The sequence below is a fragment of the Acidovorax sp. PRC11 genome, from assembly GCF_031844105.1.
GTDB lineage: Bacteria > Pseudomonadota > Gammaproteobacteria > Burkholderiales > Burkholderiaceae_C > Paracidovorax.
Map to the genome: position 1 here is coordinate 41,959 of NZ_JAUZUQ010000018.1, position 25,775 is coordinate 67,733.

Genomic DNA, 25,775 nt, shown 5'->3' on the forward strand with positions numbered 1-25,775 from the left:
AGGCGCGCTCAGCCGGCCAGGGCGCCCAGGCCCCGGGCCAGCTCGGAGGCGTGCGAGAGCGCGAACAGCACCAGCCCGATCAGGCCGCCGACCACCGTGCCGTTGATGCGGATGTACTGCAGGTCGCTGCCGATGTGCAGCTCCACCAGCCGTGCCATCTCCTTGGCGTCCCAGCGGTCCACCGTGTTGCGGATGTGCTCGGCCACGAACTGCGACAGGTCGGGCGCCACCTGCGTGGCCCAGAGCTGCAGGCGCACGTTCAGCCGCACCCGCAGCGCCGGGTCGCCCGCGAGCGCCATGCCGAGCCACTGGCCCATGGCGGCCACCTTGCGCGACACCTCGGAGTTCTCGTCGGACAGGTCCTTCTGCAGCCGCTCGCGCAGGCTCGTCCACAGCTCCTGCACGTAGCGGCCCAGGGTCTCGTCGTTCTGCAGGTATTCGCGCAGCTCGAGCCCGCGGCGCTCCCACTCGGGATCGGTCTGCAGCCGCTCGATCAGCCGCTGCACGGCCGCATCCAGCGCCGTGCGCAGCTGGTGGGAAGGATCGCTCGCCACCTCGGCCAGCAGGCTGTCGATCGCCTGCGCGATCGCGCCCGCCCCCTTGCCGCCCAGCCAGTCGGTGGGCAGCACCTTCTCCTTGAGCGGGTGCTCGCGCCGTATCCACTGCACGATGGCCTCGGCGATGAAGGTGCGCGTCTCGGGCGCGCGCAGCAGCAGCGTCACGCGCCCGAGCACGTCGTCGAGCAGCACCTGGTGCCGGCCATTGTGGGTGAGGGCCTCCAGCGCCGCCGCCATGGTGCGCGACAGGTCGAGCTGCCCCACCAGCGCGCGCGCGGCCTGGTTCATGAACCGCTGGATGCGCGCATCCTCCACCGTGTCCAGCGCCGCGAGCGCCAGCCGCGCCACCTGCCGCCCCAGCAGCTGGGCATTGCCCGGCGAAGTGAGCCACTGCGCGAGCATGTCGGCCGGATCGTGCCGGCGGATGAGATTGACGAGCGAGGGCGCGTCCAGGAACTTGTCGCGCACGAACGTGGCCAGGTTGCCGCCGATGCGCTCCTTGTTGCGCGCGATGATGTCGGTGTGCCGCTGCACCCACGGCAGCGGGATGCGGCGGAACAGCGCCGACACCGCGAACCAGTCGGCCAGCGCGCCGACCATGGCGGCCTCGGCCATGGCGCGCACGCAGTCCACCGCCAGGCCCGGAGGGAAGGCATACGTGCCGGCGAACACGACCGTCACCGCCAGCAGCAGCCCCGTGGCGAGCCACTTGGAGCGTGCCAGCGCCAGCGCGTGCGCGGTCGCCGCGGGCGGGGGCACGGCGAATGCCTCCGGCCCGTCGGCAGGCAGGGGGGCGGTGGAACGGCCCTCGGCACCCGGCGCCTCGCCTGCCGTGCCGGGGCCGCCATCGCCGGAACTGCGGTTGCGCGTGCTGCTGTCCATTCCCCCGAGAATAGCCCGCCGGTGCGCGGCCCGCGCGTAAGCAACTGTTGCCCGTACGGGCTTGGCGGGCAACGCGGCCGCACCGCGGGCCCTGCGCAGGCCCTGCGGCCCGGCCTCAGCGCGGCGCCACGCGGTCCAGTGCCGCCTCGAGGTGCCCCACGGTGCGGTCCACGTTGCGCCACTTGTCCAGGCCGAACAGGCCCAGGCGGAAGGTCTGGAAATCCGGGCGCTCGCCGCACTGCAGCGGCACGCCCGCGGCCGTCTGCAGGCCGGCCTCCAGGAACTTGCGGCCGTTCTGGATGCCCGGATCGGTGGTGTAGCTCACCACCACGCCCGGCGCCTTCCAGCCCTCGGCCGCCACGCTCGGGAAGCCGCGCGACTCCAGCAGCGCGCGCACCTTCGCGCCCAGTTCGATCTGCCGTTCGCGCACCTGCTCGAAGCCGTCGTCCCGGGTCTCGAACATCACGTCGCGCAACCGCACCAGCGCATCGGTCGGCATGGTCGTGTGGTAGGCGTGCTGGCCCTTCTCGTAGCCCTCGGCGATCTGCATCCACTTCTTGAGGTCGCACGAGAAGCTGGAGCTCTGCGTGCCCTCGATCGCCTGCCGGGCCCGCTCGCTCAGCATCACCATGGCGCAGCAGGGCGAGCCGCTCCAGCCCTTCTGCGGTGCCGAGATGAGCACGTCCACGCCCGTGGCGCGCATGTCCACCCACATCGCGCCCGAAGCCACGCAGTCGAGCACGAACAGCGCGCCCACCTCGTGCGCCGCGTCCGCCACCGTGCGCAGGTAGTCGTCCGGCAGCAGGATGCCGCTGGCCGTCTCCACGTGCGGCGCGAACACCACCTTCGGCAGCTCGGCGCGGATGGCCTGCGCCACCTCGTCGGCGGGGCACGGCGCCCACGGTGCCTGCGGGCCCTCGCCCTGCTGGCGTGCCTGGCAGACCACGGCCCCACCGCCCAGCCCGCCCGCGTCGAAGATCTGGCTCCAGCGGTAGCTGAACCAGCCGTTGCGCACGATCAGCGCCTTCTCGCGGTTGGCGAACTGGCGGGCCACGGCTTCCATGCCGAAAGTGCCGCTGCCGGGCACCAGCACCGCGGTGTGCGCGCCGTACACCGTCTTCAGCGTGGCGAGGATGTCCTGCACCACGCCGGTGAAGCGCTTGGACATGTGGTTGAGGGCGCGGTCGGTATAGACGACCGAGAACTCCAGCAGGCCGTCGGGATCGACATCGGGCAACAGTCCGGGCATGGCGGGGCAACTCCTTGGAACGGAAACGGCCAGGGGGAATGGAGAGGGAAGGCGCGGAAGCGGCCCCGAGGCCAGCAGATACCGGCAAGCCGCGCACGGATGGCAGCAGCTTACACCGCCCCCGCCGCCGGGACCGTGGGGTGCCCGCAGGGGAATTCGGCCCCCGCCCCGGAGCCGGGCGGCGGACGCGGCTAGTATGGCGACCGCCCACCGCGCCCTTCGGCACGGCCCGCCCCCATTCAGGAACCGACCCGATGCACGACTTCCGCAGCGACACCGTCACCCGGCCCACCGCCGCCATGCGCGAGGCCATGCTCGCAGCCCCCCTGGGCGACGACGTGTTCGGCGACGATCCGTCCGTGAACGCCCTGCAGGACCGGGCCGCGGACATGCTCGGCTTCGAGGCCGCGCTCTTCGCCCCCAGCGGCACCCAGGCCAACCTCATCGGGCTGATGGGCCACTGCCAGCGCGGCGACGAGGCCATCGTCGGCCAGACCTGGCACACCTACCGCTGGGAAGGCGGCGGCATGGCCACCCTCGGCTCCATCCAGCCGCAGCCCATCGAGAACCGCGCCGACGGCACGATGTGCCTGCACGAGATCGCTGCCGCCATCAAGCCCGACGATCCGCATTTCGCGCGGACCCGCCTCGTGGTGCTGGAGAACACGACCGGCGGCCAGGTGCTGCCCAACACCTACATCGCCGAGGTGGCGGCGCTCGCGCAGGGCCGCGGCCTCGCCATGCACCTGGACGGCGCGCGCCTCTTCAACGCCGCGGCGGCGAATGCCACGGCCCACGGCACCGACGTCTACGACGAGGCGCGCGCCATCTGCGCGCACTTCGACTCGGCCTCCGTCTGCCTCAGCAAGGGGCTGGGTGCGCCCGTGGGCTCGCTGCTGCTCGGCTCGCGGAATTTCATTTCGGCCGCCCGCCGCACCCGCAAGATGCTGGGCGGCGCGATGCGGCAGGCGGGCCTGCTCGCGGCCGCGGGACACTACGCCCTGGAGCACCACGTGCGCCGCATGGCCGACGACCACGCCCTGCTGCGCACGCTGGCGGACGGCCTGGCCGAAGCGGGCCGCAGCCACCCCGTGCTGCGCCGGCGGCTGGAGGTGGCCTCGGCCCACACCAACATCCTGTTCACCGACGTGCACTCCGACATCGCCCCTTCGCTGCTGGCCTGGCTGTCGCAGCACGGCATCGGCGTGACGCGCAGCCTCTGCGGCGGCCAGATCCGCCTGCGCTGGGTGACCCATCTCGACGTCGGGCCGGACGATGTGGCCCACACGCTCGACTGCGTCGAACGTTTCACTGGCTGAGGACGGCTCAGCGCGCCGGATAGCTGCGGTGGCCGAAGATGCCGCTGCCCACGCGCACCAGGGTGCTGCCGGCGTGGATGGCGGCCTCCAGGTCGGCCGTCATGCCGAGCGAGAGCGTGTCGAAGGCCTCCAGCCCCGCATCGCCCGCCGCGCGCAGCCGCTCGAAGAGTTCGCGCGCCTGCCGGTGCACCGCGTACTGCGCAGCGAAATCCGGCGCCGGCTCGGGAATGGCCATCAGCCCCCGCAGCCGCAGCCGCGGCAGCCCGGCCACCGCGCGGACCAGCGCCTGCGCCTCGGCGGGCGGCACCCCGGCCTTGTTCGCGCCGCCGTCCACGTTCACCTGGATGCACACCTGCAGCGCAGGCAGGTGCTCCGGCCGCTGCTGCGACAGCCGCTCGGCCGTCTTCAGCCGGTCCACCGTGTGCACCCAGTCGAAGTGCTCGGCCACGAGGCGCGTCTTGTTGCTCTGTACCGGGCCGATGCAGTGCCACTCCAGCGGCCGCTCCCACCCCGAGCCCGGCGCGCGCAGGGCCGCGATCTTCTCCACGCCTTCCTGGATGTAGTTCTCGCCGAAGGCGTGCTGCCCCGCCCGCGCCGCCTCGCGCACGGCGGCGGCGTCGAACGTCTTGGAAACGGCCAGCAGGCGCACGCTGTGCGGCGGCCGGCCGGCGGATGCGCAGGCCTGCGCGATGCGGTCCAGGACCCCTTGGAGGTTGTTACCAATCGTCGTCATAATGTTTGCTCTCCAAGCGTACCAAACGACCTAAGGGCCTTCCGTGGACATCACCCAACTGCTCGCCTTCAGCGTGAAGAACAAGGCCTCCGACCTGCATCTCTCCGCCGGCCTGCCGCCGATGATCCGGGTCCACGGCGACGTGCGCCGCATCAACGTCGACGCGCTCGACCACAAGATGGTGCACGCCATGGTGTACGACATCATGAGCGATGCCCAGCGCAAGGTCTACGAAGAGTTCCTCGAGGTCGACTTCTCCTTCGAGATCGAAGGCCTGGCGCGCTTCCGTGTCAACGCCTTCAACCAGAACCGCGGCGCCGCGGCCGTGTTCCGCACCATCCCGAGCAAGATCCTCACGCTCGAGCAGCTCAACGCGCCGCGCATCTTCGCCGACCTCGCCCTCAAGCCGCGCGGCCTCGTGCTCGTCACCGGCCCCACCGGCTCGGGCAAGTCCACCACGCTCGCGGCCATGGTGAACCATCTCAACGAGACCGAGTACGGGCACATCCTCACGGTGGAAGACCCGATCGAGTTCGTGCACGACTCCAAGAAGTGCCTGGTCAACCAGCGCGAGGTCGGGCCGATGACGCTCTCCTTCGCCGCCGCGCTCAAGTCCGCCCTGCGCGAAGACCCGGACGCGATCCTCGTGGGCGAAATGCGCGACCTGGAGACCATCCGCCTCGCGATGACCGCGGCCGAGACGGGCCACCTCGTCTTCGGCACGCTGCACACCTCCAGCGCCGCCAAGACCATCGACCGGATCATCGACGTCTTCCCCGCCGAAGAGAAGGAAATGGTGCGCGCCATGCTGTCCGAATCCCTGCAGGCCGTGATCTCCCAGACGCTGTGCAAGACCAAGGACGGCCAGGGCCGCGTGGCGGCGCACGAGATCATGCTGGGCACCAGCGCCATCCGCAACCTGATCCGCGAGGCCAAGGTGGCGCAGATGTACTCCACCATCCAGACCAGCAGCAGCGTCGGCATGCAGACGCTCGATCAGAACCTCACCGACCTCGTGCGGCGCAACGTCATCAGCCCCGCCGAGGCGCGCAGCAAGGCCAAGATCCCGGAGAACTTCCCGGGCTGAGGCCCCAAGGATCCCTCGGCGCCGACGGCAGCCCCCTTCCACACACCGCACGGCCCACCTGACCGCCGCGCGAACCGGAGCATCCCATGAAAGGCATCCTCGGCCTGCTCAAGGCCAAGTCCCGCAGCGGCGCCAAGTCCAGCGGCGAAAGCGGCAGCGATTCGGTCTTCTTCACCACGGCCTTCGCCGGCCAGGGCGTGGACAGCTCCATGCTCGTGCCCTGGGAGGCGCGCGCCGTCGAGGTCGCGGCCCAGCGCCTGCCCACCAGCCGCGGCGGCAAGCTGCTGCAGGCGCTCTGGTCGAAGGACCGCTACATGGCGCACCTGGACGCCTCCGCCGTCGAGCGCATGGAGCGCTTCTTCCAGTTCGCGTCCGTGCCCGCCGACCGCGACGTGATCCGCCAGGATGAATACGGCAACTTCATGGTCGTGCTGCTCACCGGCACCATCGCCGTCGACCGCGTCCAGCCCTGGGGCGAGCACCTGCGGCTCGCCGAAACGCGCCCGGGCGACATCCTGGGCGAGATGTCGCTGCTCGACAGCGGCATCCGCTTCTCCGCCTGCACCACGCTCACCGACTGCGAGATCGCGGTGCTGAGCGCCGAGGCCCTCGACGACATGATGGCCCGGGACCCGCAGCTCGCCGCCAGCCTCGTCGCGCTGCTCGCCCGCAAGCTCTCGCAGCGCCTGCGCGTGGTCAGCGCCCGCCTGAGCGACAGCCAGCGCTGACACGCCGCGCACCGACCGGAGCACTGAATGGAACGCGATCAGGCCAGCAAATTCATCAACGACCTGCTCAAGCTCATGGTGGGCCGGGGCGGCAGCGACCTCTTCATCACCGCGGAATTCCCGCCCGCCATCAAGGTGGACGGCAAGGTCACCAAGGTCTCCCCCCAGCCCCTCACGCCGTCGCACACCCTGACCCTGGCGCGCGCCATCATGAGCGACAAGCAGGTGGCGGATTTCGAGCGCACCAAGGAGTGCAACTTCGCCATCTCCCCCGCGGGCATCGGCCGCTTCCGCGTGAACGCCTTCATCCAGCAGGGCCGCGTCGGCATGGTGCTGCGGACCATCCCGCTCACGCTGCCCACCATCGACGGGCTCGGCGTGCCGCAGGTGCTCAAGGAGATCACCATGTCCAAGCGCGGGCTGTGCATCCTCGTGGGTGCCACCGGCTCGGGCAAATCGACCACCCTCGCGGCCATGGTCGACTGGCGCAACGAGAACTCCTTCGGCCACATCATCACCGTGGAAGACCCGATCGAATTCGTGCACCCGCACAAGAACTGCGTCGTCACGCAGCGCGAAGTGGGCCTCGACACCGACAGCTGGGAGGCGGCGCTCAAGAACACGCTGCGCCAGGCCCCCGACGTGATCCTCATGGGCGAGATCCGCGACCGCGAGACCATGGACCACGCCATCGCCTTCTCCGAGACCGGCCACCTGTGCCTCGCCACGCTGCACGCCAACAGCGCCAACCAGGCGCTGGACCGGATCGTCAACTTCTTCCCCGAGGAACGCCACACGCAGCTGCTCATGGACCTGTCGCTCAACCTGCGCGCCATGGTGTCGCAGCGCCTCATCCCCCGGCAGGACGGCAAGGGCCGTGCCGCGGCGGTGGAAGTCATGCTCAACACGCCGCTGATCGCCGACCTGATCTTCAAGGGCGAGGTCGTCGAGATCAAGGAGATCATGAAGAAGAGCCGCAACCTCGGCATGCAGACCTTCGACCAGTCGCTGTTCGATCTATTCGAGGCCAACGTCATCAGCTACGAAGACGCGCTGCGCAATGCCGACTCGCTCAACGACCTGCGCCTGCAGATCAAGCTCGGCAGCCAGCGCGCGCGCAGCAACGACCTGTCGTCCGGCACCGAGCACTTCGCCATCGTCTGACGCCGTCCCTCCACGCCGCGCCCGCCGCGCCCCGGCGGGCGCCGTCTTTTCCACCGTTCACCCGCACCCGACAGGAGACCCGACCCCATGCCATCCAGTACCGCCCCGCGCAGCTACGACGCCCTCCCCCCGCGCAAGGTCGCCTTCCTGGGCCTGGGCGTGATGGGCTACCCGATGGCCGGCCACCTGGCGCTCGCCGGGCACCAGGTCACCGTCTACAACCGCACCGCCGCCAAGGCCGCCGCCTGGTGCGGGGAATTCGCGCAGACGGCCGGCGCCCGGCATGCGGCCACGCCGCGCGAGGCCGCCCAGGGCGCGGACATCGTGTTCTGCTGCGTGGGCAACGACGACGACCTGCGCTCGGTCGTGCTCGGCGCCGACGGCGCCTTCGCCGGCATGCAGCCCGGCGCGGTCTTCGTGGACCACACCACGGCGTCGGCCGAAGTCGCCCGCGAACTGGCCCAGGCCGCGCGCACGCTGGGCCTGCGCTTCGTCGATGCGCCCGTCTCCGGCGGCCAGGCCGGCGCGCAGAACGGCCAGCTCACCGTCATGTGCGGCGGCGATGCCGAAGCCTTCGACCAGGTGCGCCCCGTGGCGATGGCGTTCTCGCGCGCCTTCACGCGCATCGGCGACAGCGGCGCCGGCCAGCTCGCCAAGATGGTCAACCAGATCTGCATCGCGGGCATCGTCCAGGGCCTCTCGGAAGCCATCGCCTTCGGCCAGCATGCGGGCCTGGACATGCCGCTCGTGCTCGACGTGATCGGCAAGGGCGCCGCCCAGAGCTGGCAGATGGACAACCGCGGCAAGACCATGGTGGAGGGCCGCTTCGACTTCGGCTTCGCCGTCGACTGGATGCGCAAGGACCTGGGCCTGGTGCTCCAGGAAGCCCACCGCAACGGCGCCCGCCTTCCCCTCACCGCCCTCGTCGACCAGTTCTACGCCGACGTCCAGCAGTCCGGCGGCGCGCGCTGGGACACCTCCAGCCTCATCACCCGCCTGGGCGTGAAGAAGCCGCAGAACGGCTGAACCGGCAGCCCGGAGCGGCGCAGCCGCTCAGGGGGGTGCCTCTTATTGATTGTCCGTGGTGACCGGTGCAGGACGCGGCTGCTGCGAGAACCCGCGCGCCAGTTCCTGCTCGGAGACGATCTCGAACACGCGCACGACCTTGCGCACATCGTTCACGCCGCGCGCGATATCCGTGGCGCGGTCGGCCTCGCGCTGGGTGACGCGGCCCATCAGGTAGACGGTGTTGCGCTCCGTCACCACCTTGAAGGCCGTCGCGAAGAGGTCCTTGGCGTCCACCAGGCTCGCGCGCACCTTGCCCGTGATGAGCGTGTCGTTGGCGCGCTGCGAGAGCGTGCTGGCCGACATCACGGCGATGTCGTTCACCACCGAGCGCACGTTCTCCACCGCCAGCACCGCCTGCTCCACGCGCTCCTTGTCCTGCTGCGAGGGCACCTCGCCCGTCAGCAGCACCTGCCGGTTGTAGCTCGTGACGTTGACGTGCACCCGGTCGCCGAAGGTGTCGCGCAGCCGGTTGGCCGTGCGCAGCTCGATGCCTTCGTCCTCCACCTGGGAGCCGGTGGTGCGCCGGTCGGCGGCCATCATGGTGCCCACGGCCGCGCCGCCGATCAAGAGGGGCGCGCAGGCCGACAGCACGGTGCCCAGCGCGATGGCGGCCAACACGGCGCCGGTGGTACGGGTCAAGGTCCGGAAAGTCATAGCGGTATCTCCTGTTCACCAAGTAATTGGGCATCGATGCCGTCGCACAGGCAGTGCAGCACCAGCGCATGCACCTCGCGCACGCGGGCGGCACGGTCGTGGGGCACGCCGATCAGCACGTCGGTCTCGCGCAGCATGCCGGCCAGGGCACCACCGGCCCGGCCCGTGAGGGCGATCACCGTCATGTCGCGCTCGTGGGCGGCCTGCGCGGCCTCCACCAGCGCGGCATCCGTGCCGGCGCTGCCGTCCGTCACCGCGAGCAGCACATCGCCGGCCTGGCCGAGCGCCCGCACCTGCCGGGCCAGCACCTGGGCGTCGCCGCCCGGCGTGCCCGGGGCGGACCAGAGCGCGTCGGGCTCCAGCGCGATGGCCGCGAGCTCGGGACGCTCCCGTTCGAAGCCGGCCACGCAGAGCGCGGCGAACTGCCGTGCCAGCCCCGACGCCGCGCCGCTGCCGCAGGCCAACACCTTGGCCCCGCTGGTGACGCACGCGAGGACGGCCTGCACGGCGGCCTCGATGGGTTGGCTGAGAAGCTGCGCGGCCTGGTATTTGAGGTCCGCGCTGTCGATGAAATGCTGTTGGATGCGTTGCTCGAGCATGAAGGCCGATGATACCCGCCGGGGCTGGCGGCGAAGGTAGCAAAGGGTTGGCGGGTCGGAGGGTCGGCCCGCCTACCCGGCGTCGAACGCCGCCTTCACCCACCGCACCGCGTCCGCCTCCACCAGCACGGCATCGAACCGGCACGGCGGCAGCGACGGCCAGCGCAGCAGGTAGTGCCGCGCGGCGAACACGATGCGCCGCTGTTTCGCCGCGCCGATGCTCGCGCCGGCCCCGCCGAAGGCCGCGCTGGCGCGGCTGCGCACCTCCACGAACACCAGCGTGCCGTCGCGGTCGCGCAGGATCAGGTCGATCTCCCCGCCGCCGCGGCCCGGCGTCCGATAATTGCGTGTGAGCAGCCGCAGCCCGGCCGCCTGCAGATGCGCCAGCGCCCGGTCTTCCGCAGCCATGCCCGCGGCCCGCGTCGTCGTCTTCCGCGCGGCCCCTCCCGGGCCGGCCGTCTTCTTTTCAAGGATTCCCATTGAGCGCCTCTTTCGCCTCCGCCCTGTCCGCCGCGCGCGACGCGGCCGCAGCGCAGCATTATCCGCAGGGCGCACTCTACGTCGTCGCCACGCCGATCGGCAACCTTGCGGACATCACCCTGCGCGCCCTCCACGTGCTGCAACTGGCCGATGCCGTCGCCTGCGAGGACACCCGCCACACCCAGGCGCTGCTGCGCGCCTACGGCATCGACAAGGCATCCGCGCAATGCATGGCCGTGCACCAGCACAACGAGGCCGAGGCGGCGCAGGCCGTCGTGCAGCGGCTGCAGCGCGGTGAACGCGTCGCCTACGTGAGCGACGCCGGCACGCCGGGCGTGAGCGATCCGGGCGCGCGCCTCGTGGCCGCCGTGCAGGCGGCCGGCCTGCGTGCGCTGCCGCTGCCGGGAGCGAGCAGCGTCACCGCCGCGCTCAGCGTGGCCGGCGCCCTGGCCGCAGGACCCGCCGCCCACCAGCCGCTGGCCGGCGGCTTCCTGTTCGCGGGCTTTCTGCCCACGCGCTCCGCGGAGCGCCACGCCGCGGTCCAGGCGCTGGCCGCAGAACACCGCTGCACCGTGCTGCTGGAAGCCCCGCACCGCATCACCGAACTGGCGGCCGCGCTGGAACCCCTGGGCGATCGGCCGGTCACCCTCGCCCGGGAGATCACCAAGCAGTTCGAAGAGATCGCCACCCTGCCCGCGCGCACGCTGGCGGACTGGCTGCAGGCCGAGGGCACCTCGCGCACCCGCGGTGAATTCGTGGTCGTCGTGCACCCCGCCCCCGCGCCGGAGGGCGATGCCTCGCCCGCCACCACCGCCGGCCTGCGCGCCCTGCGCCTGCTGCTGGCCGAACTGCCCGTGAAGACCGCCGTGCGCCTCGCCGCCGAGATCAGCGGAGCGCCGCGCAATACGCTCTACGACGCGGCACTGGCGATGAAGAAAGAGAACGGCCGGGAGGACGACGCCGGCTGACCGCTTTCGGCCAGCAGGCGCGCGCTGCCGCGCCAACCCGTGGCCGGCGGCGCGCCATCAGGGCGGCTGGCACGGGCCAGCGAAGCGGTTCTGGCCAGGCGTCTCATCGCAGGCAGCACAGGTCGTACGGCAAGATGCGGCGGCGACGCCAGGAGGGTCGCGTCAGCCGCTCTCAGGGCCGGACGGTGTACGCCAGCCCTGCAGCCACGCCACCGAACAGATCGCCCTCGACCTGCGGCACGCCAGGAAACGCCATCGCCAGCGCGTCGCGCAACGGTTTCAGGGCCGACGAGCCGCCGGTGAGGTAGAGCGCATCCACGCCCCGCCCTCCCAGATCGGCCGCCGCCAGGCAGTCCGCCGCGCAGCGCACCACCTCCTGCAGAGGCGCCTGCAGGTTCGCAGCCAGCGCCTCCGGCGTGATCTGCGCTGCGAGCCCGCGCTCCAGCCAGTCGAGCGGCAGTACCGCCGGCACGCCCGCGCTCGACACCTCGATCTTCGCCTGCTCCACGCTTTGCGCCAGGCGGTGCCCCCAGCGCTCCGAGAGCACCCGCATCAGCCGGTCGTGCAGCTGCGCATCGCGGTAGTCCGATCGCAGCCCCTTCGCTTCGGCGAGCGCTTTCGGGCTGTACAGCCACTGGATCAGATGCCACGTCGAGAGGTCGTAGAACACGCGGCTGGGCACCTCGCGGCCGGACGGCCCGTGGTGCCCCAGGCCCAGCAGCGGCATCACGTGCGCACGGCTCAGCCGCTGGTCGAAGTCCGTGCCGCCCAGGTGCACGCCGGCCGTGGCCAGCACGTCGCCGCTGCGGTCGGCGCGGTGCATGCGATCGGGTCCCAGCAGCACCACGGTGAAATCGGAAGTACCGCCGCCGATGTCCACCACCAGCACCCGCGTCTCCCGGTCCACGCGCTGCTCGTAGTCGAGCGCGGCGGCAATCGGTTCGAGCTGGAAGGCGATGTCCGTGAAGCCGGCCATTTCGGCGGCCCGCTGCAGCGCGCTCTCCGCCAGCGCATCCCGCTTCGGATCGCCGTCCACGAAATGCACCGGCCGCCCGAGCACGACGCGCGTGGGCGCTTCGCCCACCACCGCCTGGGCACGGCGTGCCAGCATGCGCAGGAACAGCGCGATGATGTCCTGGTAGCTCATGAGCGTACCCTGCACCGCCGTCTTCTCTTCGAGCAGTGCGCTGCCGAGCAGGCTCTTGAGCGACCGCATCAGCCGCCCTTCGGTGCCTGCCAGGTACTGGGTGATCGCGTCCCGGCCCACGTGCGTGCGCGACTCCTCGGTGTTGAAGAACATCGCCGTCGGCAGCGTGTGGTGGGTGTCTTCCACGGGCACCATCTGCGCCGGCTCGCCGTCCCGCCGGACCGCCATCGCGGAATTGGAAGTGCCGAAATCGATGCCGAGGGTCAACGGGCGCATGGGAGAACAGCGAAAACTGGTGGAAAAAACGAAATAGGACGGCAGCGGTACACCGCGGAGAGCTGTCCGCCGGCAGGCGGCATCACCTCGCGGGCCCAGGGCAGGTGCATCGGCGCGATGCCGTGCACGAAGAGCACTGCGCAAGGAGAGCACAAAAACAAAAACGCCCACTGTTCAGTGGGCGTTTTTGAAGTGCAGGGCACTTATTTGGTTGCGCGAGAAGGATTTGAACCTCCGACCTTTGGGTTATGAGCCCAACGAGCTACCAGACTGCTCCATCGCGCGGTAGAAATGAATTATAGCTTACTTTGCGGCGTCTGCGGAAGAATCTGCAGAAGTTTCGGCGACTTCCGGACGCTCCACGAATTCCACGAAAGCCATGGGTGCGTTGTCGCCCACGCGGTAACCCATCTTCAGGATGCGGGTGTAGCCGCCCGGACGGGCCTTGAACAGCGGGCCGAGCACGTTGAACAGCTTGGTCACGCTGTCACGGTCGCGCAGGCGGTCGAAAGCCAGGCGGCGGTTCGCCACGGTGTCTTCCTTGGCCAGGGTGATCATGGGCTCGATCACGCGGCGCAGTTCCTTGGCCTTGGGGACCGTGGTCTTGATGGCCTCGTGCTCGATGAGCGAGTTCATCATGTTCTGCAGCATCGCGAGGCGGTGCGAGCTGGTGCGGTTGAGTTTGCGAAGGCCGTGTCCGTGGCGCATGGTGCTTTTCCTTATCAGTCAATTAAAACGGGCAGCCGTATCAGGTACTGCCCGCAGCACTGGTCCCCGAAGTGGGGAACCGAAGATTATAAAACGATCCGCTCAGCGCTTGTCCAGGCCTGCCGGAGGCCAGTTCTCGAGCTTCATGCCGAGCGTCAGCCCGCGCGAAGCCAGCACTTCCTTGATCTCGTTGAGCGACTTGCGGCCCAGGTTCGGGGTCTTGAGCAGCTCGTTCTCGGTACGCTGGATCAGGTCGCCGATGTAGTAGATGTTCTCGGCCTTCAGGCAGTTGGCCGAACGCACGGTCAGTTCCAGCTCGTCCACGGGGCGCAGCAGGATCGGATCGAACGTGGCGCTGCCGCGCGGGCCGGCCGGCGCGTCGAACGCAGCCAGTTCGCCGCCCTCGAGCTGCGCGAACACGGCGAGCTGTTCCACCAGGATCTTGGCGGAGGCGCGCACGGCGTCCTCGGCGGTGATCGCACCATTGGTCTCGATCTCGACGACCAGCTTGTCCAGGTCGGTGCGCTGCTCGACGCGGGCGCTCTCGACGTTGTAGCTCACGCGCTTGACGGGCGAGAACGAGGCGTCCAGCACGATGCGGCCGATCGACTTGGTCGATTCGTCGGCATAGCGGCGCAGGTTGCCCGGCACGTAGCCGCGGCCCTTTTCCACCTTGATCTGCATGTCCAGCTTGCCGCCTTGCGACAGGTGGGCGATCACGTGGTCCGGGTTGACGATCTCGACGTCGTGCGGCGTCTGGATGTCGCGCGCGGTGACGACGCCTTCGCCGTCCTTGCGCAGGCTCAGCGTGACTTCGTCGCGGTTGTGGAGCTTGAACACCACGCCCTTCAGGTTCAGGAGGATGTTCACGACATCTTCCTGGACGCCGTCGATGGACGAGTACTCGTGGAGCACACCGGCGATCGTCACTTCCGTTGCTGCGTAACCCACCATGGACGACAGCAGCACACGCCGGATGGCGTTGCCGAGCGTGTGCCCGTAGCCGCGTTCGAAGGGCTCGAGCGCCACCTTGGCACGGTTGTGCCCGAGCTGTTCGACGTTGATCGTCTTGGGTTTCAGCAAATTGGTTTGCATGCAGACTTCCTCTCAATACCCCCAGCTCGTTACACCGGTAAGGCTGGCGAAGCACCCGTACCGCGATGCCTCGCGGTACGGGAAACAATTGCGATCGATGAACGCCGTGGATTAGCGCGAGTACAACTCAACGATCAGGGATTCGTTGATGTCTGCGCCGAATTCGTCGCGGTCGGGCGTCTTCTTGAAGGTGCCTTCGGCCTTGTCGGCGTTCACTTCCACCCAGGCGGGCATGCCGACCTGTTGAGCCAGTTGCAGAGCTTCCACGATGCGGACTTGCTTCTTGGACTTCTCGCGCACGGCCACCACGTCACCCGGCTTCACCAGGTAGGACGCGATGTTGACGGACTGGCCGTTCACCGTGATCGCCTTGTGGGACACCAGCTGGCGTGCCTCGGCGCGCGTGGAGCCGAAGCCCATGCGGTACACCACGTTGTCCAGGCGGGACTCGAGCAGCGACAGCAGGTTCGCGCCGGTGTTGCCCTTGCGGCGGTCGGCGGTCTCGAAGTAGCGGCGGAACTGCTTTTCCAGCACGCCGTACATGCGCTTGACCTTCTGCTTCTCGCGCAGCTGCAGGCCGAAGTCGGACGTGCGGGCGCCGGAAGTGCGGCCGTGCTGGCCGGGCTTGGAGTCGAACTTGGACTTGTCCGCGATGGAGCGGCGTGCGCTCTTCAGGAACAGGTCGGTGCCTTCACGGCGGGAGAGTTTGGCCTTGGGGCCGAGGTAACGTGCCACTTGAGCTTCCTTGAATTGTCATCTGCCGCGTTGGAAACGCGGGAGCCACCCGTACCATGCAACCACGCATGCGCCGGGTGGCGGTGGGCTTACTTGCGCGAAAAAATCAGATGCGGCGACGCTTTTGCGGGCGGCAGCCGTTGTGCGGCACGGGCGTCACGTCGGAGATGGACGTGATGCGGATGCCCAGGGCGCCCAGGGCGCGCACCGACGATTCGCGACCCGGGCCGGGGCCCTTGATCTCGACGTCGAGGTTCTTGATGCCTTGCTCGATCGCGGCGCGGCCGGCCACTTCGGAAGCCACCTGGGCTGCGAAGGGCGTCGACTTGCGCGAACCCTTGAAGCCCTGGCCACCCGAAGAGGCCCACGACAGGGCGTTGCCCTGGCGGTCCGTGATCGTGATGATCGTGTTGTTGAACGAAGCGTGCACGTGCGCGATGCCGTCGGAGACGTTCTTGCGAACCTTCTTGCGCACACGCTGCGCTGCGTTATTGGCGGGAGACTTTGCCATGTGGATCTTTCAATCTGCTTATTTCTTGAGCGCTGCGGCACCCTTGCGCGGACCCTTGCGGGTGCGGGCGTTCGTGCGGGTGCGCTGACCACGCATCGGCAGACCACGGCGATGGCGGAAACCACGGTAGCAGCCGATGTCCATCAGGCGCTTGATGTTCATCGTGGTTTCGCGACGCAGGTCACCTTCGATGGTGAACTGAGCGATCTGGTCGCGGATTTTTTCGAGATCGCCGTCCGTCAGATCCTTGATCTTCTTGGAGTAGGCGATGCCGCAGGCTTCGCAGATCTTGCGAGCGCGCGTGCGTCCGATGCCGAAGATAGCCGTCAGGCCGATTTCAGCATGCTGATGCGGCGGAATGTTGATGCCAGCGATACGTGCCATTTGCGTCCTCTAAACTTTCAATCAACCTTGGCGCTGCTTATGGCGCATGTCGGTGCAGATGACCCGCACGACACCCTTGCGGCGGATGATCTTGCAGTTGCGGCAGATTTTCTTGACCGAAGCCGAAACTCTCATTTCACTCTCCTAAAACTAGTCCATTCGTTCCGGCCACGCGCGGAACACACTTTGCGTGCCCGCGATGGATCGATGGGCATCATTAACCGTACATGCTGGAGGCGAACCCGCGATTGTAGCGGATCCGCTTCCGGCTCGCCAGACCTCAGGAGCCTGGTGTTGCTTTGAAGTTCGCCTTCTTGAGCAGCGACTCGTACTGCTGGGACATCATGTAGTTCTGCACCTGGGCCATGAAGTCCATGGTGACGACCACGATGATCAGCAGGGACGTGCCACCGAAATAGAACGGCACGTTGTACTTCAAGATCAGGAACTCCGGCAGCAGGCAGACGAAGGTGATGTACACCGCGCCGGCCAGCGTCAGCCGCACCAGGATCTTGTCGATGTAGCGGGCCGTCTGCTCGCCCGGACGGATGCCGGGGATGAACGCACCGCTCTTCTTCAGGTTGTCCGCCGTCTCACGGCTGTTGAAGACCAGCGCCGTGTAGAAGAAGCAGAAGAACACGATGGCAGCCGCGTAGAACATCACGTAGATGGGCTGACCGGGGGTCAGCGCACCGGAGATGTCGCGCAGCCAGCGCATCGATTCGCCAGCACTGAACCAGTTCACGATCGTGGCGGGCAGCAGGATGATCGACGACGCGAAGATCGGTGGAATCACCCCGGCCATGTTCAGCTTCAGCGGCAGGTGCGAAGACTGCCCCCCGTAGACCTTGTTGCCCACCTGGCGGCGGGCATAGTTCACGAGGATCTTGCGCTGACCGCGTTCCACGAACACCACGAAGTACGTCACCAGCGCCACCAGCAGCACGATGAAGATGGCTGCCAGGATGCTCATCGCACCCGTGCGCACCAGCTCCAGCAGGCCGCCGATCGAGCTCGGCAGGCCGGCCGCGATACCCGAGAAGATCAGGATCGAGATGCCGTTGCCGAGGCCGCGTTCGGTGATCTGCTCGCCGAGCCACATGAGGAACATGGTGCCGGCCGTCAGGCTGACCACCGCGGTGAGGCGGAAGCCGAAGCCCGGGCTCAGCACGAGGCCGGCGGAACTCTCCAGCGCCACGGCGATGCCGAGCGACTGGAAAATGGCCAGACCGAGCGTTCCGTAGCGCGTGTACTGCGTGATCTTGCGGCGTCCCGCCTCGCCTTCCTTCTTCAATTGCTCGAAGGTCGGAAGGACGTAGGTCATCAGCTGCATGATGATCGATGCCGAGATGTACGGCATGATCCCCAGTGCGAACACCGTGAAGCGGGACAGGGCCCCGCCCGAGAACATGTTGAACAGGTTCAGGATACCGCCTTGCTGGCCACTGAACAGCTGCTGCAGCTGGGCAGGATCGATGCCCGGCACCGGGATGTGCGCCCCGATGCGGTAGACGATCAAGGCCAGCAGCAGGAAAACCAGCCGGCGACGCAGGTCGCCGAATTTACCGGTCTTTGCAATCGACGCTGCACTGGTAGCCACGAATGCGTTCCTTTTCCAGCGTGTCCGCTCAGGCCAGGCTGCCGCCGGCCGCTTCGATCGCGGCCTTGGCGCCAGCCGTGGCACCGATGCCGTTCAGCTTCACGGCCTTGGTGAGTTCGCCGCTCTTGATGACCTTGACCACCTTGGCGAGCTGGCCCACCGCGCCGGCGCTCTTGAGCGCTGCGAGGTCGACTTCGGCCAGGCCGAGCTGCTCGAGGGTGCTCAGCGTCACTTCGGCGTTGAACTTCAGCAGGTGCGACTTGAAGCCGCGCTTGGGCAGACGGCGCTGCAGGGGCATCTGGCCGCCTTCGAAGCCCACCTTGTGGTAGCCACCCGAACGCGACTTCTGGCCCTTGTGGCCGCGGCCTGCGGTCTTGCCCAGGCCGGAGCCGATGCCACGGCCGACACGGCGCTTGGCATGCTTCGCGCCTTCTGCGGGCTTGATGCTATTGAGTTCCATCATCAACCTCTCAGAGGACCTTGACCAGATAGCTGATCTTGTTGATCATGCCGCGCACTTCGGGGCTGTCCTTGAGCTCGCTGACGCTGTTCAGCTTGCGCAGGCCCAGGCCGCGAACGGTGGCGCGGTGCGATTCCTTGGTGCCGATGGGGCTGCGCACCAGTTGAATCTTGACGGTTTGTTGCGTAGTCATTTGCAGAGCTCCGTTCAGGCGAAGATGTCTTCGACCGACTTGCCGCGCTTGGCTGCCACGTTCGCCGGGGTGGTGGAGTTCACCAGGGCGTCGAACGTAGCGCGGACCATGTTGTAGGGGTTCGACGAACCATGGCTCTTGGCCACGATGTCGGTGATGCCCACCACTTCGAACACGGCGCGCATCGGGCCGCCGGCGATGATGCCGGTACCCTTGGGAGCCGGGTGGAGTTCCACCGAAGCGGCACCGTGGTGACCCTTCACCGAGTGGTGGATGGAGCCGTTCTTGAGCGCAACCTTCACCAGGTTGCGGCGGCACTCTTCCATCGCCTTCTGCACGGCAGCAGGCACTTCCTTGGACTTGCCCTTGCCCATGCCCACGCGGCCGTCACCGTCGCCGACCACGGTCAGTGCAGCGAAGCCGAGAATACGGCCGCCCTTCACGACTTTGGTCACGCGGTTGACCGCGATCATCTTCTCGCGCATCCCGTCGTCTTGTCCTTCGGTCTGCACTTTGGGTTGAAACTTAGCCATTTTCTATTCGCTCCGCTTAGAACTGCAGGCCGGCTTCACGCGCGGCTTCTGCGAGGGCCTTCACGCGGCCGTGGTATGCGAACCCGGCGCGGTCGAATGCGACCTTCTCGATGCCGGCGGCCTTCGCCTTTTCAGCGATGCGCTTGCCGATCATCTGGGCCGCGGCGGCGTTGCCACCCTTGCCCGACGAGCCCAGTTCCTTGCGCACTTCGGCTTCCGCCGTGGAAGCGCTGGCAAGCACGCGGGTGCCGTCTTCGGAGATGACGCTGGCGTAGATGTGGAGGTTCGTGCGGTTCACCGTCAGGCGTACCACGCCTTGCTGTGCAATGCGGATACGGGTCTGGCGCGAACGACGAAGACGCTGCTCTTTCTTGGTCAACATGCTGCAGCTCCTTACTTCTTCTTGGTCTCTTTGATCGTGACCTTCTCATCCGAATAACGGATGCCCTTGCCCTTGTAGGGCTCGGGAGGACGAACGGCACGGATTTCGGCGGCGAGCTGGCCCACGCGCTGGCGGTCCGCACCCTTGATCACGATTTCCGTGGGGGTCGGCGTGGCCACCGTGATGCCTGCGGGCATCTCGAAGTTCACGGGATGCGAGTAGCCGACGGCGAGGTTCAGCTTGGCGCCCGAAGCCTGGGCCTTGTAGCCCACGCCGATCAGGTTCAGCTTCTTCTCGAAGCCCTTGCTGACACCCACCACCATGTTGTTCACGAGCTGGCGGATCGTGCCGCTCATGGCATTGGCTTCGCGGGATTCGTCGGCCGGCTCGAAGCTGAGCTTGCCTTCGTTGTTGGACACCTTGACCAGGCGGTTCTGGGCGACGGACAGCGAACCGCCCGAACCCTTCACGCTGATCTGCTGTTCCGTGATGGACACATCCACACCATTGGGGATGGCCACCGGCATTTTTCCTACGCGGGACATTTCAGTTTCTCCTCAATGCCACGTTAAGCGACGTAGCAAAGCACTTCGCCGCCGACACCGGTGGCACGTGCCTTGCGATCCGTCATCACGCCCTTGGGGGTGGTGACGATGGCAACGCCCAGACCGTTCATGACCTGGGGGATGGAGTCGCGGCCCTTGTACACGCGCAGGCCGGGACGGCTCACGCGCTCGATGCGCTCGATCACCGGACGGCCGGCGTAGTACTTCAGGGAAATTTCGATTTCGGACTTGTTGCCGTCGGCCTTCACTTCGAAGCCGTCGATGTAACCCTCGTCCTTCAGCACCTGCACGATGGCGATCTTCACTTTGGAAGAAGGCACGGACACGGTGGCCTTGGACACCATTTGTGCATTGCGGATGCGGGTCAGCAAGTCAGCGATGGGATCACTCATGCTCATGTGTTTTCTCCTGCCTGCTTACCAGCTGGCCTTGGTGACACCCGGGATGTCACCGGCAAAAGCCAGTTCACGGATCTTGGCGCGGGCCAGACCGAATTGGCGGAACGTGCCACGGGGACGACCCGTGATTTCGCAGCGGTTGCGCTGGCGCGTGGGGTTCGCGTTGCGGGGCAGCTTCTGCAGGCCGAGGCGGGCGGCTTCGCGCTCCTCGTCGCTGCGCTTCGCGTCGCTGGCGATGGCCTTCAGTTCCGCATACTTCGCGGCGTACTTGGCGGCCAGTTTTTCGCGCTTCAGTTCGCGCTGGATCAAAGCTTGTTTAGCCATACGCAGCCTTTAGTTCTTGAAGGGGAAACGGAAGCCGGCGAGCAGGGCCTTGGCCTCTTCGTCCGACTTGGCCGTCGTGGTGATGCTGATGTTCAGGCCACGCAGGGCATCCACCTTGTCGTATTCGATTTCGGGGAAGATGATCTGTTCTTTGACGCCGATGTTGTAGTTGCCGCGGCCATCGAAGGCACGGCCGGAAATACCACGGAAGTCACGGACGCGGGGCAGGGCCACGGTCACGAAACGGTCGAGGAATTCGTACATCTGGACGCCGCGCAGGGTGACCATGCAGCCGATGGCCTGGCCTTCGCGGATCTTGAAGCCGGCGATGGCCTTCTTGGCCTTCGTCACGACGGGCTTCTGGCCGGCGATCTTCGTCAGATCGGCCACGGCGTTGTCCATCACCTTCTTGTCGGACACCGCTTCGCTCACACCCATGTTCAGGGTGATCTTCGTGAGGCGGGGGACCTCCATGGGCGAGGTGTAGCCGAACTGCTTGGTGAGTTCGGGGGCGATCTTGTCGCGGTAGTGTTGTTGCAGTCGTGCCATGTTGACTCCTTAGGCCGCCTTGATTTCAGCGCCGCTGGACTTGAACACGCGAACGCGCGAACCATCCGCCTGCACCTTGATGCCCACGCGATCGGCCTTGCCCGTGGCAGCATTGAAGATGGCCACGTTGGACTGGTGGATGGGCATGGCCTTTTCCACGATGCCGCCGGTCGTACCCTTCATGGGGTTCGGCTTGACGTGCTTCTTGACCAGGTTGATGCCGTCGATGACCAGGAAAGAGTCATCCTTGCGCAGCGACACCGTGCCGCGCTTGCCCTTGTCGCGCCCGGTGAGCACGATCACTTCGTCGCCCTTGCGAATCTTGTTCATGGCGAGTCCTCAGAGAACTTCGGGAGCCAGGGACACGATCTTCATGAAGCGCTCGGTACGCAGTTCACGCGTCACGGGGCCGAAGATGCGGGTGCCGATGGGCTCCAGCTTTGCATTCAGCAACACTGCTGCGTTGCCGTCGAATTTGACGAGCGAACCGTCGCCGCGACGGATGCCCTTGGCGGTGCGGACCACCACTGCGCTGTAGACCTCGCCCTTCTTGACGCGGCCACGCGGAGCGGCTTCCTTGATGCTCACCTTGATGATGTCGCCCACGCTGGCATAGCGACGCTTGGAACCACCCAGCACCTTGATGCACAGGACGGACTTCGCGCCGGTATTGTCGGCAACGTCTAACCGAGTTTCTGTCTGGATCATGTGAATATTCCCAACTTGCACCAGCAGATCGACAGCCCTGGGAACGTCTCAGGGCTGCGGACCAGCCAGTCAGTCTTGGGCCCGTCGTCCGCGGCGCAAACCATTTGCGCCGCTTCCCGCTGGGCAGAAATCCGCGTAGAGAAACGCGAAGCCCTCGATTCTTTCAAAAAAGAAGGGGCGTGTCAAGCCGTTACGCAGGAACCGTGTGGTACTGCGCGGCCAGCGCCTCGAAGGCGGCAAGGCCGGGGTCGGTGCCCAGCTCTTCCTGCAGGATGGCGGCCACCTGCGGGGCCAGGCGCAGGGCCTGGGCGGCGTCGAGGAAGAGCATGCGGCTGCGGCGCGCGAGCATGTCCTCGACGGTGCGGGCGTACTCGTGGCGGGCGGCGAAGCGCACCATCGCCTCGGAGAGGCCCGGCGCCAGCCAGTGTTGCGCGCCGGGCACATTGTCCAGGAAAACCGCCTCGGAGCCGTAGGAATGCGGCCCCTGGGCCTCGTCCATGCCGTGCCGCACCGGGCCGTTGGGCGCACCCACCACCGGCAGGCGCTGGGTGGCGCCGCCGGCGCGGGCCGGCAGCAGGCCGGCATCGAAGCATTTCTGCAACACGTCCTCCGCCATGGCCCGGTAGGTGGTCCATTTGCCGCCGGTCACGGTGACCAGGCCGCTCGGGCTCGCCAGCACGGTGTGCTCGCGGCTGATGCTCTTGGTGTTGCCACCCTCGTCGTCGGGCGGGCGCACCAGCGGGCGCAGGCCCACCCAGATGCTGCGCACGTCCGCGGCCGACGGGGCGCGGGTGAGGTAGCGCGCCGATTCGCTGAGGATGAAGTCGGCCTCTTCCTTGAACGGACGCGGCTCGCGTTCCAGGTCCTGCCGCGGGCTGTCGGTGGTGCCGAGGATGACCTTGCCGAGCCAGGGCACGGCGAAGAGGACGCGGCCGTCGGCGGTCTTGGGCACCATCATCGCGTGGTCGGACGGCAGGAACTCGCGGTCCACCACGATGTGCACGCCCTGGCTCGGCGCGACGATGGGCCGCGCGGGCCGGCCCAGGGCTTCGGCGTCCTGGCTGCGCAGGCCGTCCACCCAGACGCCGGTGGCGTTGACGACGCAGCGCGCCCGGATCGTGTACGGGGTGCCGGTCTCGGTGTCTTCGCAGCGCAGTCCCACCACCTTGCCGTTCTCGTGGATGAGTTCGCGCGCCGGGCAGTAGTTGACGAGCAGCGCGCCGCGCAGCGCCGCGGTGCGCGCGAGCGCCAGGGCGAGCCGGGCGTCGTCGAACTGGCCGTCCCAGTACTTGACGCCGCCCTGCAGGCCGTCGCGGCGCACGGTGGGCAGCAGGCGCAGCGTGCCCTCACGGCCCAGGAATTCGGTGGTGCCCAGGCCGGCACGGCCCGCGAGCAGGTCGTAGGCCTTGAGGCCCAATCCGTAGAAAGGCGTTTCCCAGAAACGGTAGGACGGCATCACGAAGGGCAGCGGCTGCGCCAGGTGCGGCGCATTGCCGAGCAGCGTGGTGCGCTCGTGCAGCGCCTCGCGCACCAGCGAGATATTGCCCTGTGCGAGGTAGCGGACGCCGCCGTGCACGAGCTTGGTGGCGCGCGAGGACGTGCCCTTCGCGAAATCGTGGGACTCGACCAGGACGACGCTGAAGCCGCGCGCCGCGGCGTCGAGTGCCACGCCCAGCCCCGTCGCGCCGCCCCCGATGACCGCCAGATCGTACTGGCGGGGTTCGGCAAGCTGCGCCAGCAGTCGGGCGCGGTCGGTGGGCAGGGGCGTGTTCGGAGATGTCATGGCGATGAATTGTCCATTCAACCGGGCCGATGTACAGGGTAAACCCTGATATGACCCTTCAAAAAGCGGATCTCCCGCGCAGCCCCGCGAGCGGGCCGGGCGGGAGAGTGCCGAAAGCGGAAGCGGCCCCGGCGGGCCGCCGTCGGTCAGCGGGTCTTGCCGTCCTTCCAGGCCTGCAGCAGCTTGTCGTAGGCGATGGTTTCACCCTTCGGCTTTTCGTTGGCCAGCTTCTTCCAGGGGGCGTGCTCGTCGCTCAGCCACTTGGCGGGGTCGCTCTTGGGATTGAGCTTGGGCGCGCAGTGGGCCATGCCGGCGCGCTGCAGGCGGGCCATGACGTCGTCCATCTCGCCGGCCAGGCTGTCCATGGCGCCCTGCGGCGTCTTCTCGCCCGTCACGGCCTGGGCCACGTTCTTCCACCAGAGCTGTGCCAGCTTGGGGTAGTCGGGCACGTTGGTGCCGGTGGGCGACCAGGCCACGCGGGCCGGGCTGCGGTAGAACTCGACCAGCCCGCCCAGCTTCGGAGCCGCGTCGGTCATGGCCTTGGACTGGATGTCGGACTCGCGGATCGGCGTCAGGCCCACCAGCGTCTTCTTCAGCGACGTGGTCTTGGCGGTGACGAACTGGGCATAGAGCCAGGCCGCCGCCGTCTTGTTGGCGTCATGGCCCTTGAAGAACGACCACGAACCCACGTCCTGGTAGCCGTTCTGCATGCCCTGCTTCCAGTACGGGCCGTTGGGGCCGGGGGCCATGCGCCACTTGGGCGTGCCGTCGGCGTTCACGACGGGCAGGCCGGGCTTGACCATGTCGGCGGTGAAGGCGGTGTACCAGAAGATCTGCTGGGCGATCTGGCCCTGGGCCGGCACGGGGCCGGACTCGGTGAAGGTCATGCCCAGGGCTTCCTTGGGCGCGTACTTCTTCATCCAGTCCACGTACTTGGTGAGCGCATAGACCGCCGCCGGGGAGTTGGTGGCGCCGCCGCGCGCCACCGAGGCGCCCACGGGGGTGCACTTGTCGTCCGCCACGCGGATGCCCCATTCGTCGATCGGCAGGCCGTTGGGCGTGCCGATGTCGGCCGCGCCGGCCATGGAGAGCCAGGCATCGGTGAAGCGCCAGCCCAGCGACGGGTCCTTCTTGCCGTAGTCCATGTGGCCGTAGATGGGCTTGCCGTCGATCTGCTTGACGTCGTTGCTGAAGAACTCGGCGATGTCCTCGTAGGCGCTCCAGTTCTGCGGCACGCCCAGTTCGTAGCCGTACTTGGCCTTGAACTTGTCCTTCAGGTCCTGGCGGGCGAACAGGTCGGCGCGGAACCAGTAGAGGTTGGCGAACTGCTGGTCGGGCAGCTGGTAGACCTTGCCGTCGGGCGCGGTGGTGAACTTGATGCCGATGAAGTCCTTCAGGTCCAGCCCGGGGTTGGTCCATTCCTTGCCGTCGCCCGCCATGTAGTCGGTCAGGCTCATCATCTTGCCGTAGCGGTAGTGCGTGCCGATCAGGTCGGAATCCGAGATCCAGCCGTCGTAGATGGACTTGCCCGACTGCATCGAGGTCTGCAGCTTCTCGACCACGTCGCCTTCCTGGATGAGGTCGTGCTTGACGGTGATGCCGGTGATCTCCGAGAACGCCTTGGCGAGCGTCTTGGATTCGTATTCGTGCGTGGTGATGGTTTCGGAGACGACCGAGATTTCCTTCACGCCCTTGGCCTGCAGCTTCTTGGCGGCTTCGATGAACCACTTCATCTCTGCCATCTGCTGGTCCTTGCTGAGCGTGGACGGCTGGAATTCGCTGTCCACCCACTTCTTGGCCTCCGCCTCGCCGGCCCACGCGGCCTGCCCGATCACCAGGGCCGTGGCGGCAAACGCCAGGGCGGTCAAACGCATCTTCATGACTGTCTCCTTGTTAGGTGTGTCCCCTGCTGCCGTTGCGATCGGCCGCCGGCCC

32 protein-coding genes and 1 tRNA gene are annotated in these 25,775 nt (G+C 67.6%); 6 read left to right on the forward strand and 27 right to left on the reverse strand.

Features of this window, described 5'->3' with window-relative positions; genetic code table 11:
• Nucleotides 1–8: 8 nt before the first annotated feature.
• The gene (locus Q9R47_RS18555) at nt 9–1,439 is read right to left on the reverse strand and encodes a DUF445 domain-containing protein (protein ID WP_311234642.1); all 1,431 of its coding nucleotides are present in this window, start codon (nt 1,437–1,439) and stop codon (nt 9–11) included.
• Nucleotides 1,440–1,554: 115 nt separating this feature from the next.
• On the reverse strand, nt 1,555–2,688 hold the full coding sequence (locus Q9R47_RS18560; protein ID WP_311234643.1) for an aminotransferase class V-fold PLP-dependent enzyme: 1,134 nt from the start codon (nt 2,686–2,688) through the stop codon (nt 1,555–1,557).
• Nucleotides 2,689–2,942: 254 nt separating this feature from the next.
• On the opposite strand from Q9R47_RS18560, the gene ltaE reads away from it, so the two are divergent.
• A complete protein-coding gene (ltaE, locus tag Q9R47_RS18565) occupies nt 2,943–4,007 on the forward strand; it encodes a low-specificity L-threonine aldolase (RefSeq protein WP_311234644.1) in 1,065 nt (354 codons plus the stop codon).
• Between the two features lie 7 nt (nt 4,008–4,014).
• Here ltaE and Q9R47_RS18570 read toward each other — a convergent pair whose 3' ends face one another.
• The gene (locus Q9R47_RS18570; RefSeq protein ID WP_311234645.1) at nt 4,015–4,740 is read right to left on the reverse strand and encodes a YggS family pyridoxal phosphate-dependent enzyme; all 726 of its coding nucleotides are present in this window, start codon (nt 4,738–4,740) and stop codon (nt 4,015–4,017) included.
• Between the two features lie 43 nt (nt 4,741–4,783).
• Here Q9R47_RS18570 and Q9R47_RS18575 point away from each other — a divergent pair, with 43 nt between their 5' ends.
• The 4 genes from Q9R47_RS18575 (at nt 4,784) to Q9R47_RS18590 (ending at nt 8,745) form a co-directional block, all read left to right on the forward strand.
• Nucleotides 4,784–5,827 carry a type IV pilus twitching motility protein PilT gene (locus Q9R47_RS18575; RefSeq protein WP_311234646.1) on the forward strand — a complete coding sequence of 348 codons (1,044 nt, stop codon included), beginning with the start codon at nt 4,784–4,786 and terminating at the stop codon, nt 5,825–5,827.
• A gap of 86 nt (nt 5,828–5,913) precedes the next feature.
• Nucleotides 5,914–6,555 (forward strand): cyclic nucleotide-binding domain-containing protein, encoded by a 642-nt coding sequence (locus Q9R47_RS18580; RefSeq protein WP_311234647.1) that lies wholly within the window; start codon nt 5,914–5,916, stop codon nt 6,553–6,555.
• A gap of 27 nt (nt 6,556–6,582) precedes the next feature.
• Nucleotides 6,583–7,719, forward strand: coding sequence for a PilT/PilU family type 4a pilus ATPase (locus Q9R47_RS18585; protein ID WP_311234648.1), 1,137 nt, complete (start codon nt 6,583–6,585; stop codon nt 7,717–7,719).
• A gap of 87 nt (nt 7,720–7,806) precedes the next feature.
• A complete protein-coding gene (locus Q9R47_RS18590; protein WP_311234649.1) occupies nt 7,807–8,745 on the forward strand; it encodes an NAD(P)-dependent oxidoreductase in 939 nt (312 codons plus the stop codon).
• 42 nt (nt 8,746–8,787) lie between these two features.
• Here Q9R47_RS18590 and Q9R47_RS18595 read toward each other — a convergent pair whose 3' ends face one another.
• The 3 genes from Q9R47_RS18595 to Q9R47_RS18605 form a co-directional block, all read right to left on the reverse strand.
• Entirely contained in the window at nt 8,788–9,441 is a 654-nt protein-coding gene (locus tag Q9R47_RS18595) for a BON domain-containing protein (protein ID WP_311234650.1), read from the reverse strand.
• On the reverse strand, nt 9,438–10,040 hold the full coding sequence (locus Q9R47_RS18600) for an SIS domain-containing protein (RefSeq protein WP_311234651.1): 603 nt from the start codon (nt 10,038–10,040) through the stop codon (nt 9,438–9,440). Before Q9R47_RS18600 ends, Q9R47_RS18595 begins: the two co-directional genes overlap by 4 nt.
• Before the next feature lie 72 nt (nt 10,041–10,112).
• Nucleotides 10,113–10,520 (reverse strand): YraN family protein, encoded by a 408-nt coding sequence (locus Q9R47_RS18605; protein ID WP_311234652.1) that lies wholly within the window; start codon nt 10,518–10,520, stop codon nt 10,113–10,115.
• On the opposite strand from Q9R47_RS18605, the gene rsmI reads away from it, so the two are divergent.
• Entirely contained in the window at nt 10,520–11,488 is a 969-nt protein-coding gene (gene rsmI, locus Q9R47_RS18610) for a 16S rRNA (cytidine(1402)-2'-O)-methyltransferase (RefSeq protein ID WP_311234653.1), read from the forward strand. The two genes, Q9R47_RS18605 and rsmI, sit on opposite strands and share 1 nt — an antisense overlap.
• 172 nt (nt 11,489–11,660) lie before the next feature.
• On the opposite strand, the gene Q9R47_RS18615 is transcribed toward rsmI, so the two are convergent.
• From Q9R47_RS18615 to Q9R47_RS18715, 21 genes are all read right to left on the reverse strand, one after another.
• On the reverse strand, nt 11,661–12,911 hold the full coding sequence (locus tag Q9R47_RS18615) for an Hsp70 family protein (RefSeq protein ID WP_311234654.1): 1,251 nt from the start codon (nt 12,909–12,911) through the stop codon (nt 11,661–11,663).
• Nucleotides 12,912–13,119: 208 nt separating this feature from the next.
• Nucleotides 13,120–13,196 (reverse strand) — tRNA-Met (locus Q9R47_RS18620).
• 18 nt (nt 13,197–13,214) lie between these two features.
• On the reverse strand, nt 13,215–13,619 hold the full coding sequence (gene rplQ, locus Q9R47_RS18625) for a 50S ribosomal protein L17 (protein ID WP_311234655.1): 405 nt from the start codon (nt 13,617–13,619) through the stop codon (nt 13,215–13,217).
• A gap of 102 nt (nt 13,620–13,721) precedes the next feature.
• Nucleotides 13,722–14,714, reverse strand: a complete 993-nt coding sequence (locus Q9R47_RS18630; RefSeq protein WP_311234656.1) for a DNA-directed RNA polymerase subunit alpha — start codon at nt 14,712–14,714, stop codon at nt 13,722–13,724.
• Nucleotides 14,715–14,825: 111 nt separating this feature from the next.
• Nucleotides 14,826–15,449 carry a 30S ribosomal protein S4 gene (gene rpsD, locus Q9R47_RS18635; protein ID WP_311234657.1) on the reverse strand — a complete coding sequence of 208 codons (624 nt, stop codon included), beginning with the start codon at nt 15,447–15,449 and terminating at the stop codon, nt 14,826–14,828.
• A 106-nt stretch (nt 15,450–15,555) separates the two neighbouring features.
• Nucleotides 15,556–15,960: a 30S ribosomal protein S11 gene (gene rpsK / locus Q9R47_RS18640; protein WP_011793799.1), complete on the reverse strand. Its 405-nt coding sequence runs from the start codon at nt 15,958–15,960 to the stop codon at nt 15,556–15,558.
• An 18-nt stretch (nt 15,961–15,978) separates the two neighbouring features.
• Nucleotides 15,979–16,344 carry a 30S ribosomal protein S13 gene (rpsM, locus tag Q9R47_RS18645; protein ID WP_011793798.1) on the reverse strand — a complete coding sequence of 122 codons (366 nt, stop codon included), beginning with the start codon at nt 16,342–16,344 and terminating at the stop codon, nt 15,979–15,981.
• Between the two features lie 21 nt (nt 16,345–16,365).
• Nucleotides 16,366–16,479 (reverse strand): 50S ribosomal protein L36, encoded by a 114-nt coding sequence (gene rpmJ, locus Q9R47_RS18650; RefSeq protein WP_011793797.1) that lies wholly within the window; start codon nt 16,477–16,479, stop codon nt 16,366–16,368.
• 145 nt (nt 16,480–16,624) lie between these two features.
• Nucleotides 16,625–17,944 (reverse strand): preprotein translocase subunit SecY, encoded by a 1,320-nt coding sequence (gene secY, locus Q9R47_RS18655; RefSeq protein ID WP_311234658.1) that lies wholly within the window; start codon nt 17,942–17,944, stop codon nt 16,625–16,627.
• Nucleotides 17,945–17,972: 28 nt separating this feature from the next.
• Nucleotides 17,973–18,404 (reverse strand): 50S ribosomal protein L15, encoded by a 432-nt coding sequence (gene rplO / locus Q9R47_RS18660; RefSeq protein WP_311234659.1) that lies wholly within the window; start codon nt 18,402–18,404, stop codon nt 17,973–17,975.
• A gap of 10 nt (nt 18,405–18,414) precedes the next feature.
• A complete protein-coding gene (gene rpmD / locus Q9R47_RS18665) occupies nt 18,415–18,597 on the reverse strand; it encodes a 50S ribosomal protein L30 (protein ID WP_011793794.1) in 183 nt (60 codons plus the stop codon).
• Nucleotides 18,598–18,611: 14 nt separating this feature from the next.
• Nucleotides 18,612–19,130, reverse strand: coding sequence for a 30S ribosomal protein S5 (gene rpsE, locus Q9R47_RS18670; RefSeq protein ID WP_311234660.1), 519 nt, complete (start codon nt 19,128–19,130; stop codon nt 18,612–18,614).
• A 16-nt stretch (nt 19,131–19,146) separates the two neighbouring features.
• On the reverse strand, nt 19,147–19,512 hold the full coding sequence (rplR, locus tag Q9R47_RS18675; protein WP_159502555.1) for a 50S ribosomal protein L18: 366 nt from the start codon (nt 19,510–19,512) through the stop codon (nt 19,147–19,149).
• A gap of 11 nt (nt 19,513–19,523) precedes the next feature.
• Nucleotides 19,524–20,057 carry a 50S ribosomal protein L6 gene (gene rplF, locus Q9R47_RS18680; RefSeq protein ID WP_311234661.1) on the reverse strand — a complete coding sequence of 178 codons (534 nt, stop codon included), beginning with the start codon at nt 20,055–20,057 and terminating at the stop codon, nt 19,524–19,526.
• Nucleotides 20,058–20,080: 23 nt separating this feature from the next.
• Nucleotides 20,081–20,476, reverse strand: coding sequence for a 30S ribosomal protein S8 (rpsH, locus tag Q9R47_RS18685; protein ID WP_107171494.1), 396 nt, complete (start codon nt 20,474–20,476; stop codon nt 20,081–20,083).
• A gap of 18 nt (nt 20,477–20,494) precedes the next feature.
• Nucleotides 20,495–20,800: a 30S ribosomal protein S14 gene (gene rpsN, locus Q9R47_RS18690; protein ID WP_311234662.1), complete on the reverse strand. Its 306-nt coding sequence runs from the start codon at nt 20,798–20,800 to the stop codon at nt 20,495–20,497.
• A gap of 9 nt (nt 20,801–20,809) precedes the next feature.
• On the reverse strand, nt 20,810–21,349 hold the full coding sequence (gene rplE / locus Q9R47_RS18695; RefSeq protein WP_311234663.1) for a 50S ribosomal protein L5: 540 nt from the start codon (nt 21,347–21,349) through the stop codon (nt 20,810–20,812).
• Nucleotides 21,350–21,358: 9 nt separating this feature from the next.
• Complete coding sequence (gene rplX / locus Q9R47_RS18700; protein WP_311234664.1) at nt 21,359–21,679, reverse strand: 50S ribosomal protein L24; 321 nt, start codon at nt 21,677–21,679, stop codon at nt 21,359–21,361.
• Between the two features lie 9 nt (nt 21,680–21,688).
• A complete protein-coding gene (gene rplN / locus Q9R47_RS18705; protein ID WP_092952073.1) occupies nt 21,689–22,057 on the reverse strand; it encodes a 50S ribosomal protein L14 in 369 nt (122 codons plus the stop codon).
• Nucleotides 22,058–22,247: 190 nt separating this feature from the next.
• Nucleotides 22,248–23,840: a glycerol-3-phosphate dehydrogenase/oxidase gene (locus Q9R47_RS18710; protein WP_311234665.1), complete on the reverse strand. Its 1,593-nt coding sequence runs from the start codon at nt 23,838–23,840 to the stop codon at nt 22,248–22,250.
• A 146-nt stretch (nt 23,841–23,986) separates the two neighbouring features.
• Nucleotides 23,987–25,720: an ABC transporter substrate-binding protein gene (locus Q9R47_RS18715; protein WP_311234666.1), complete on the reverse strand. Its 1,734-nt coding sequence runs from the start codon at nt 25,718–25,720 to the stop codon at nt 23,987–23,989.
• Nucleotides 25,721–25,775 lie beyond the last annotated feature (55 nt).

Excerpts from the sequence above, each read along its gene's own strand:
- Q9R47_RS18555 (WP_311234642.1), bottom strand. The coding sequence starts at position 1,439 with ATGGACAGCAGCACGCGCAACCGCAGTTCCGGCGATGGCGGCCCCGGC.
- Q9R47_RS18560 (WP_311234643.1), bottom strand. The coding sequence starts at position 2,688 with ATGCCCGGACTGTTGCCCGATGTCGATCCCGACGGCCTGCTGGAGTTC.
- ltaE (WP_311234644.1), top strand. The coding sequence starts at position 2,943 with ATGCACGACTTCCGCAGCGACACCGTCACCCGGCCCACCGCCGCCATG.
- Q9R47_RS18570 (WP_311234645.1), bottom strand. The coding sequence starts at position 4,740 with ATGACGACGATTGGTAACAACCTCCAAGGGGTCCTGGACCGCATCGCG.
- Q9R47_RS18580 (WP_311234647.1), top strand. The coding sequence starts at position 5,914 with ATGAAAGGCATCCTCGGCCTGCTCAAGGCCAAGTCCCGCAGCGGCGCC.
- Q9R47_RS18585 (WP_311234648.1), top strand. The coding sequence starts at position 6,583 with ATGGAACGCGATCAGGCCAGCAAATTCATCAACGACCTGCTCAAGCTC.
- Q9R47_RS18590 (WP_311234649.1), top strand. The coding sequence starts at position 7,807 with ATGCCATCCAGTACCGCCCCGCGCAGCTACGACGCCCTCCCCCCGCGC.
- Q9R47_RS18595 (WP_311234650.1), bottom strand. The coding sequence starts at position 9,441 with ATGACTTTCCGGACCTTGACCCGTACCACCGGCGCCGTGTTGGCCGCC.
- Q9R47_RS18600 (WP_311234651.1), bottom strand. The coding sequence starts at position 10,040 with ATGCTCGAGCAACGCATCCAACAGCATTTCATCGACAGCGCGGACCTC.
- Q9R47_RS18605 (WP_311234652.1), bottom strand. The coding sequence starts at position 10,520 with ATGGGAATCCTTGAAAAGAAGACGGCCGGCCCGGGAGGGGCCGCGCGG.
- Q9R47_RS18615 (WP_311234654.1), bottom strand. The coding sequence starts at position 12,911 with ATGCGCCCGTTGACCCTCGGCATCGATTTCGGCACTTCCAATTCCGCG.
- rplQ (WP_311234655.1), bottom strand. The coding sequence starts at position 13,619 with ATGCGCCACGGACACGGCCTTCGCAAACTCAACCGCACCAGCTCGCAC.
- Q9R47_RS18630 (WP_311234656.1), bottom strand. The coding sequence starts at position 14,714 with ATGCAAACCAATTTGCTGAAACCCAAGACGATCAACGTCGAACAGCTC.
- rpsK (WP_011793799.1), bottom strand. The coding sequence starts at position 15,960 with ATGGCAAAGTCTCCCGCCAATAACGCAGCGCAGCGTGTGCGCAAGAAG.
- rpsM (WP_011793798.1), bottom strand. The coding sequence starts at position 16,344 with ATGGCACGTATCGCTGGCATCAACATTCCGCCGCATCAGCATGCTGAA.
- rpmJ (WP_011793797.1), bottom strand. The coding sequence starts at position 16,479 with ATGAGAGTTTCGGCTTCGGTCAAGAAAATCTGCCGCAACTGCAAGATC.
- rplO (WP_311234659.1), bottom strand. The coding sequence starts at position 18,404 with ATGGAACTCAATAGCATCAAGCCCGCAGAAGGCGCGAAGCATGCCAAG.
- rpmD (WP_011793794.1), bottom strand. The coding sequence starts at position 18,597 with ATGACTACGCAACAAACCGTCAAGATTCAACTGGTGCGCAGCCCCATC.
- rpsE (WP_311234660.1), bottom strand. The coding sequence starts at position 19,130 with ATGGCTAAGTTTCAACCCAAAGTGCAGACCGAAGGACAAGACGACGGG.
- rplR (WP_159502555.1), bottom strand. The coding sequence starts at position 19,512 with ATGTTGACCAAGAAAGAGCAGCGTCTTCGTCGTTCGCGCCAGACCCGT.
- rplF (WP_311234661.1), bottom strand. The coding sequence starts at position 20,057 with ATGTCCCGCGTAGGAAAAATGCCGGTGGCCATCCCCAATGGTGTGGAT.
- rpsH (WP_107171494.1), bottom strand. The coding sequence starts at position 20,476 with ATGAGCATGAGTGATCCCATCGCTGACTTGCTGACCCGCATCCGCAAT.
- rpsN (WP_311234662.1), bottom strand. The coding sequence starts at position 20,800 with ATGGCTAAACAAGCTTTGATCCAGCGCGAACTGAAGCGCGAAAAACTG.
- rplE (WP_311234663.1), bottom strand. The coding sequence starts at position 21,349 with ATGGCACGACTGCAACAACACTACCGCGACAAGATCGCCCCCGAACTC.
- rplX (WP_311234664.1), bottom strand. The coding sequence starts at position 21,679 with ATGAACAAGATTCGCAAGGGCGACGAAGTGATCGTGCTCACCGGGCGC.
- rplN (WP_092952073.1), bottom strand. The coding sequence starts at position 22,057 with ATGATCCAGACAGAAACTCGGTTAGACGTTGCCGACAATACCGGCGCG.
- Q9R47_RS18710 (WP_311234665.1), bottom strand. The coding sequence starts at position 23,840 with ATGACATCTCCGAACACGCCCCTGCCCACCGACCGCGCCCGACTGCTG.
- Q9R47_RS18715 (WP_311234666.1), bottom strand. The coding sequence starts at position 25,720 with ATGAAGATGCGTTTGACCGCCCTGGCGTTTGCCGCCACGGCCCTGGTG.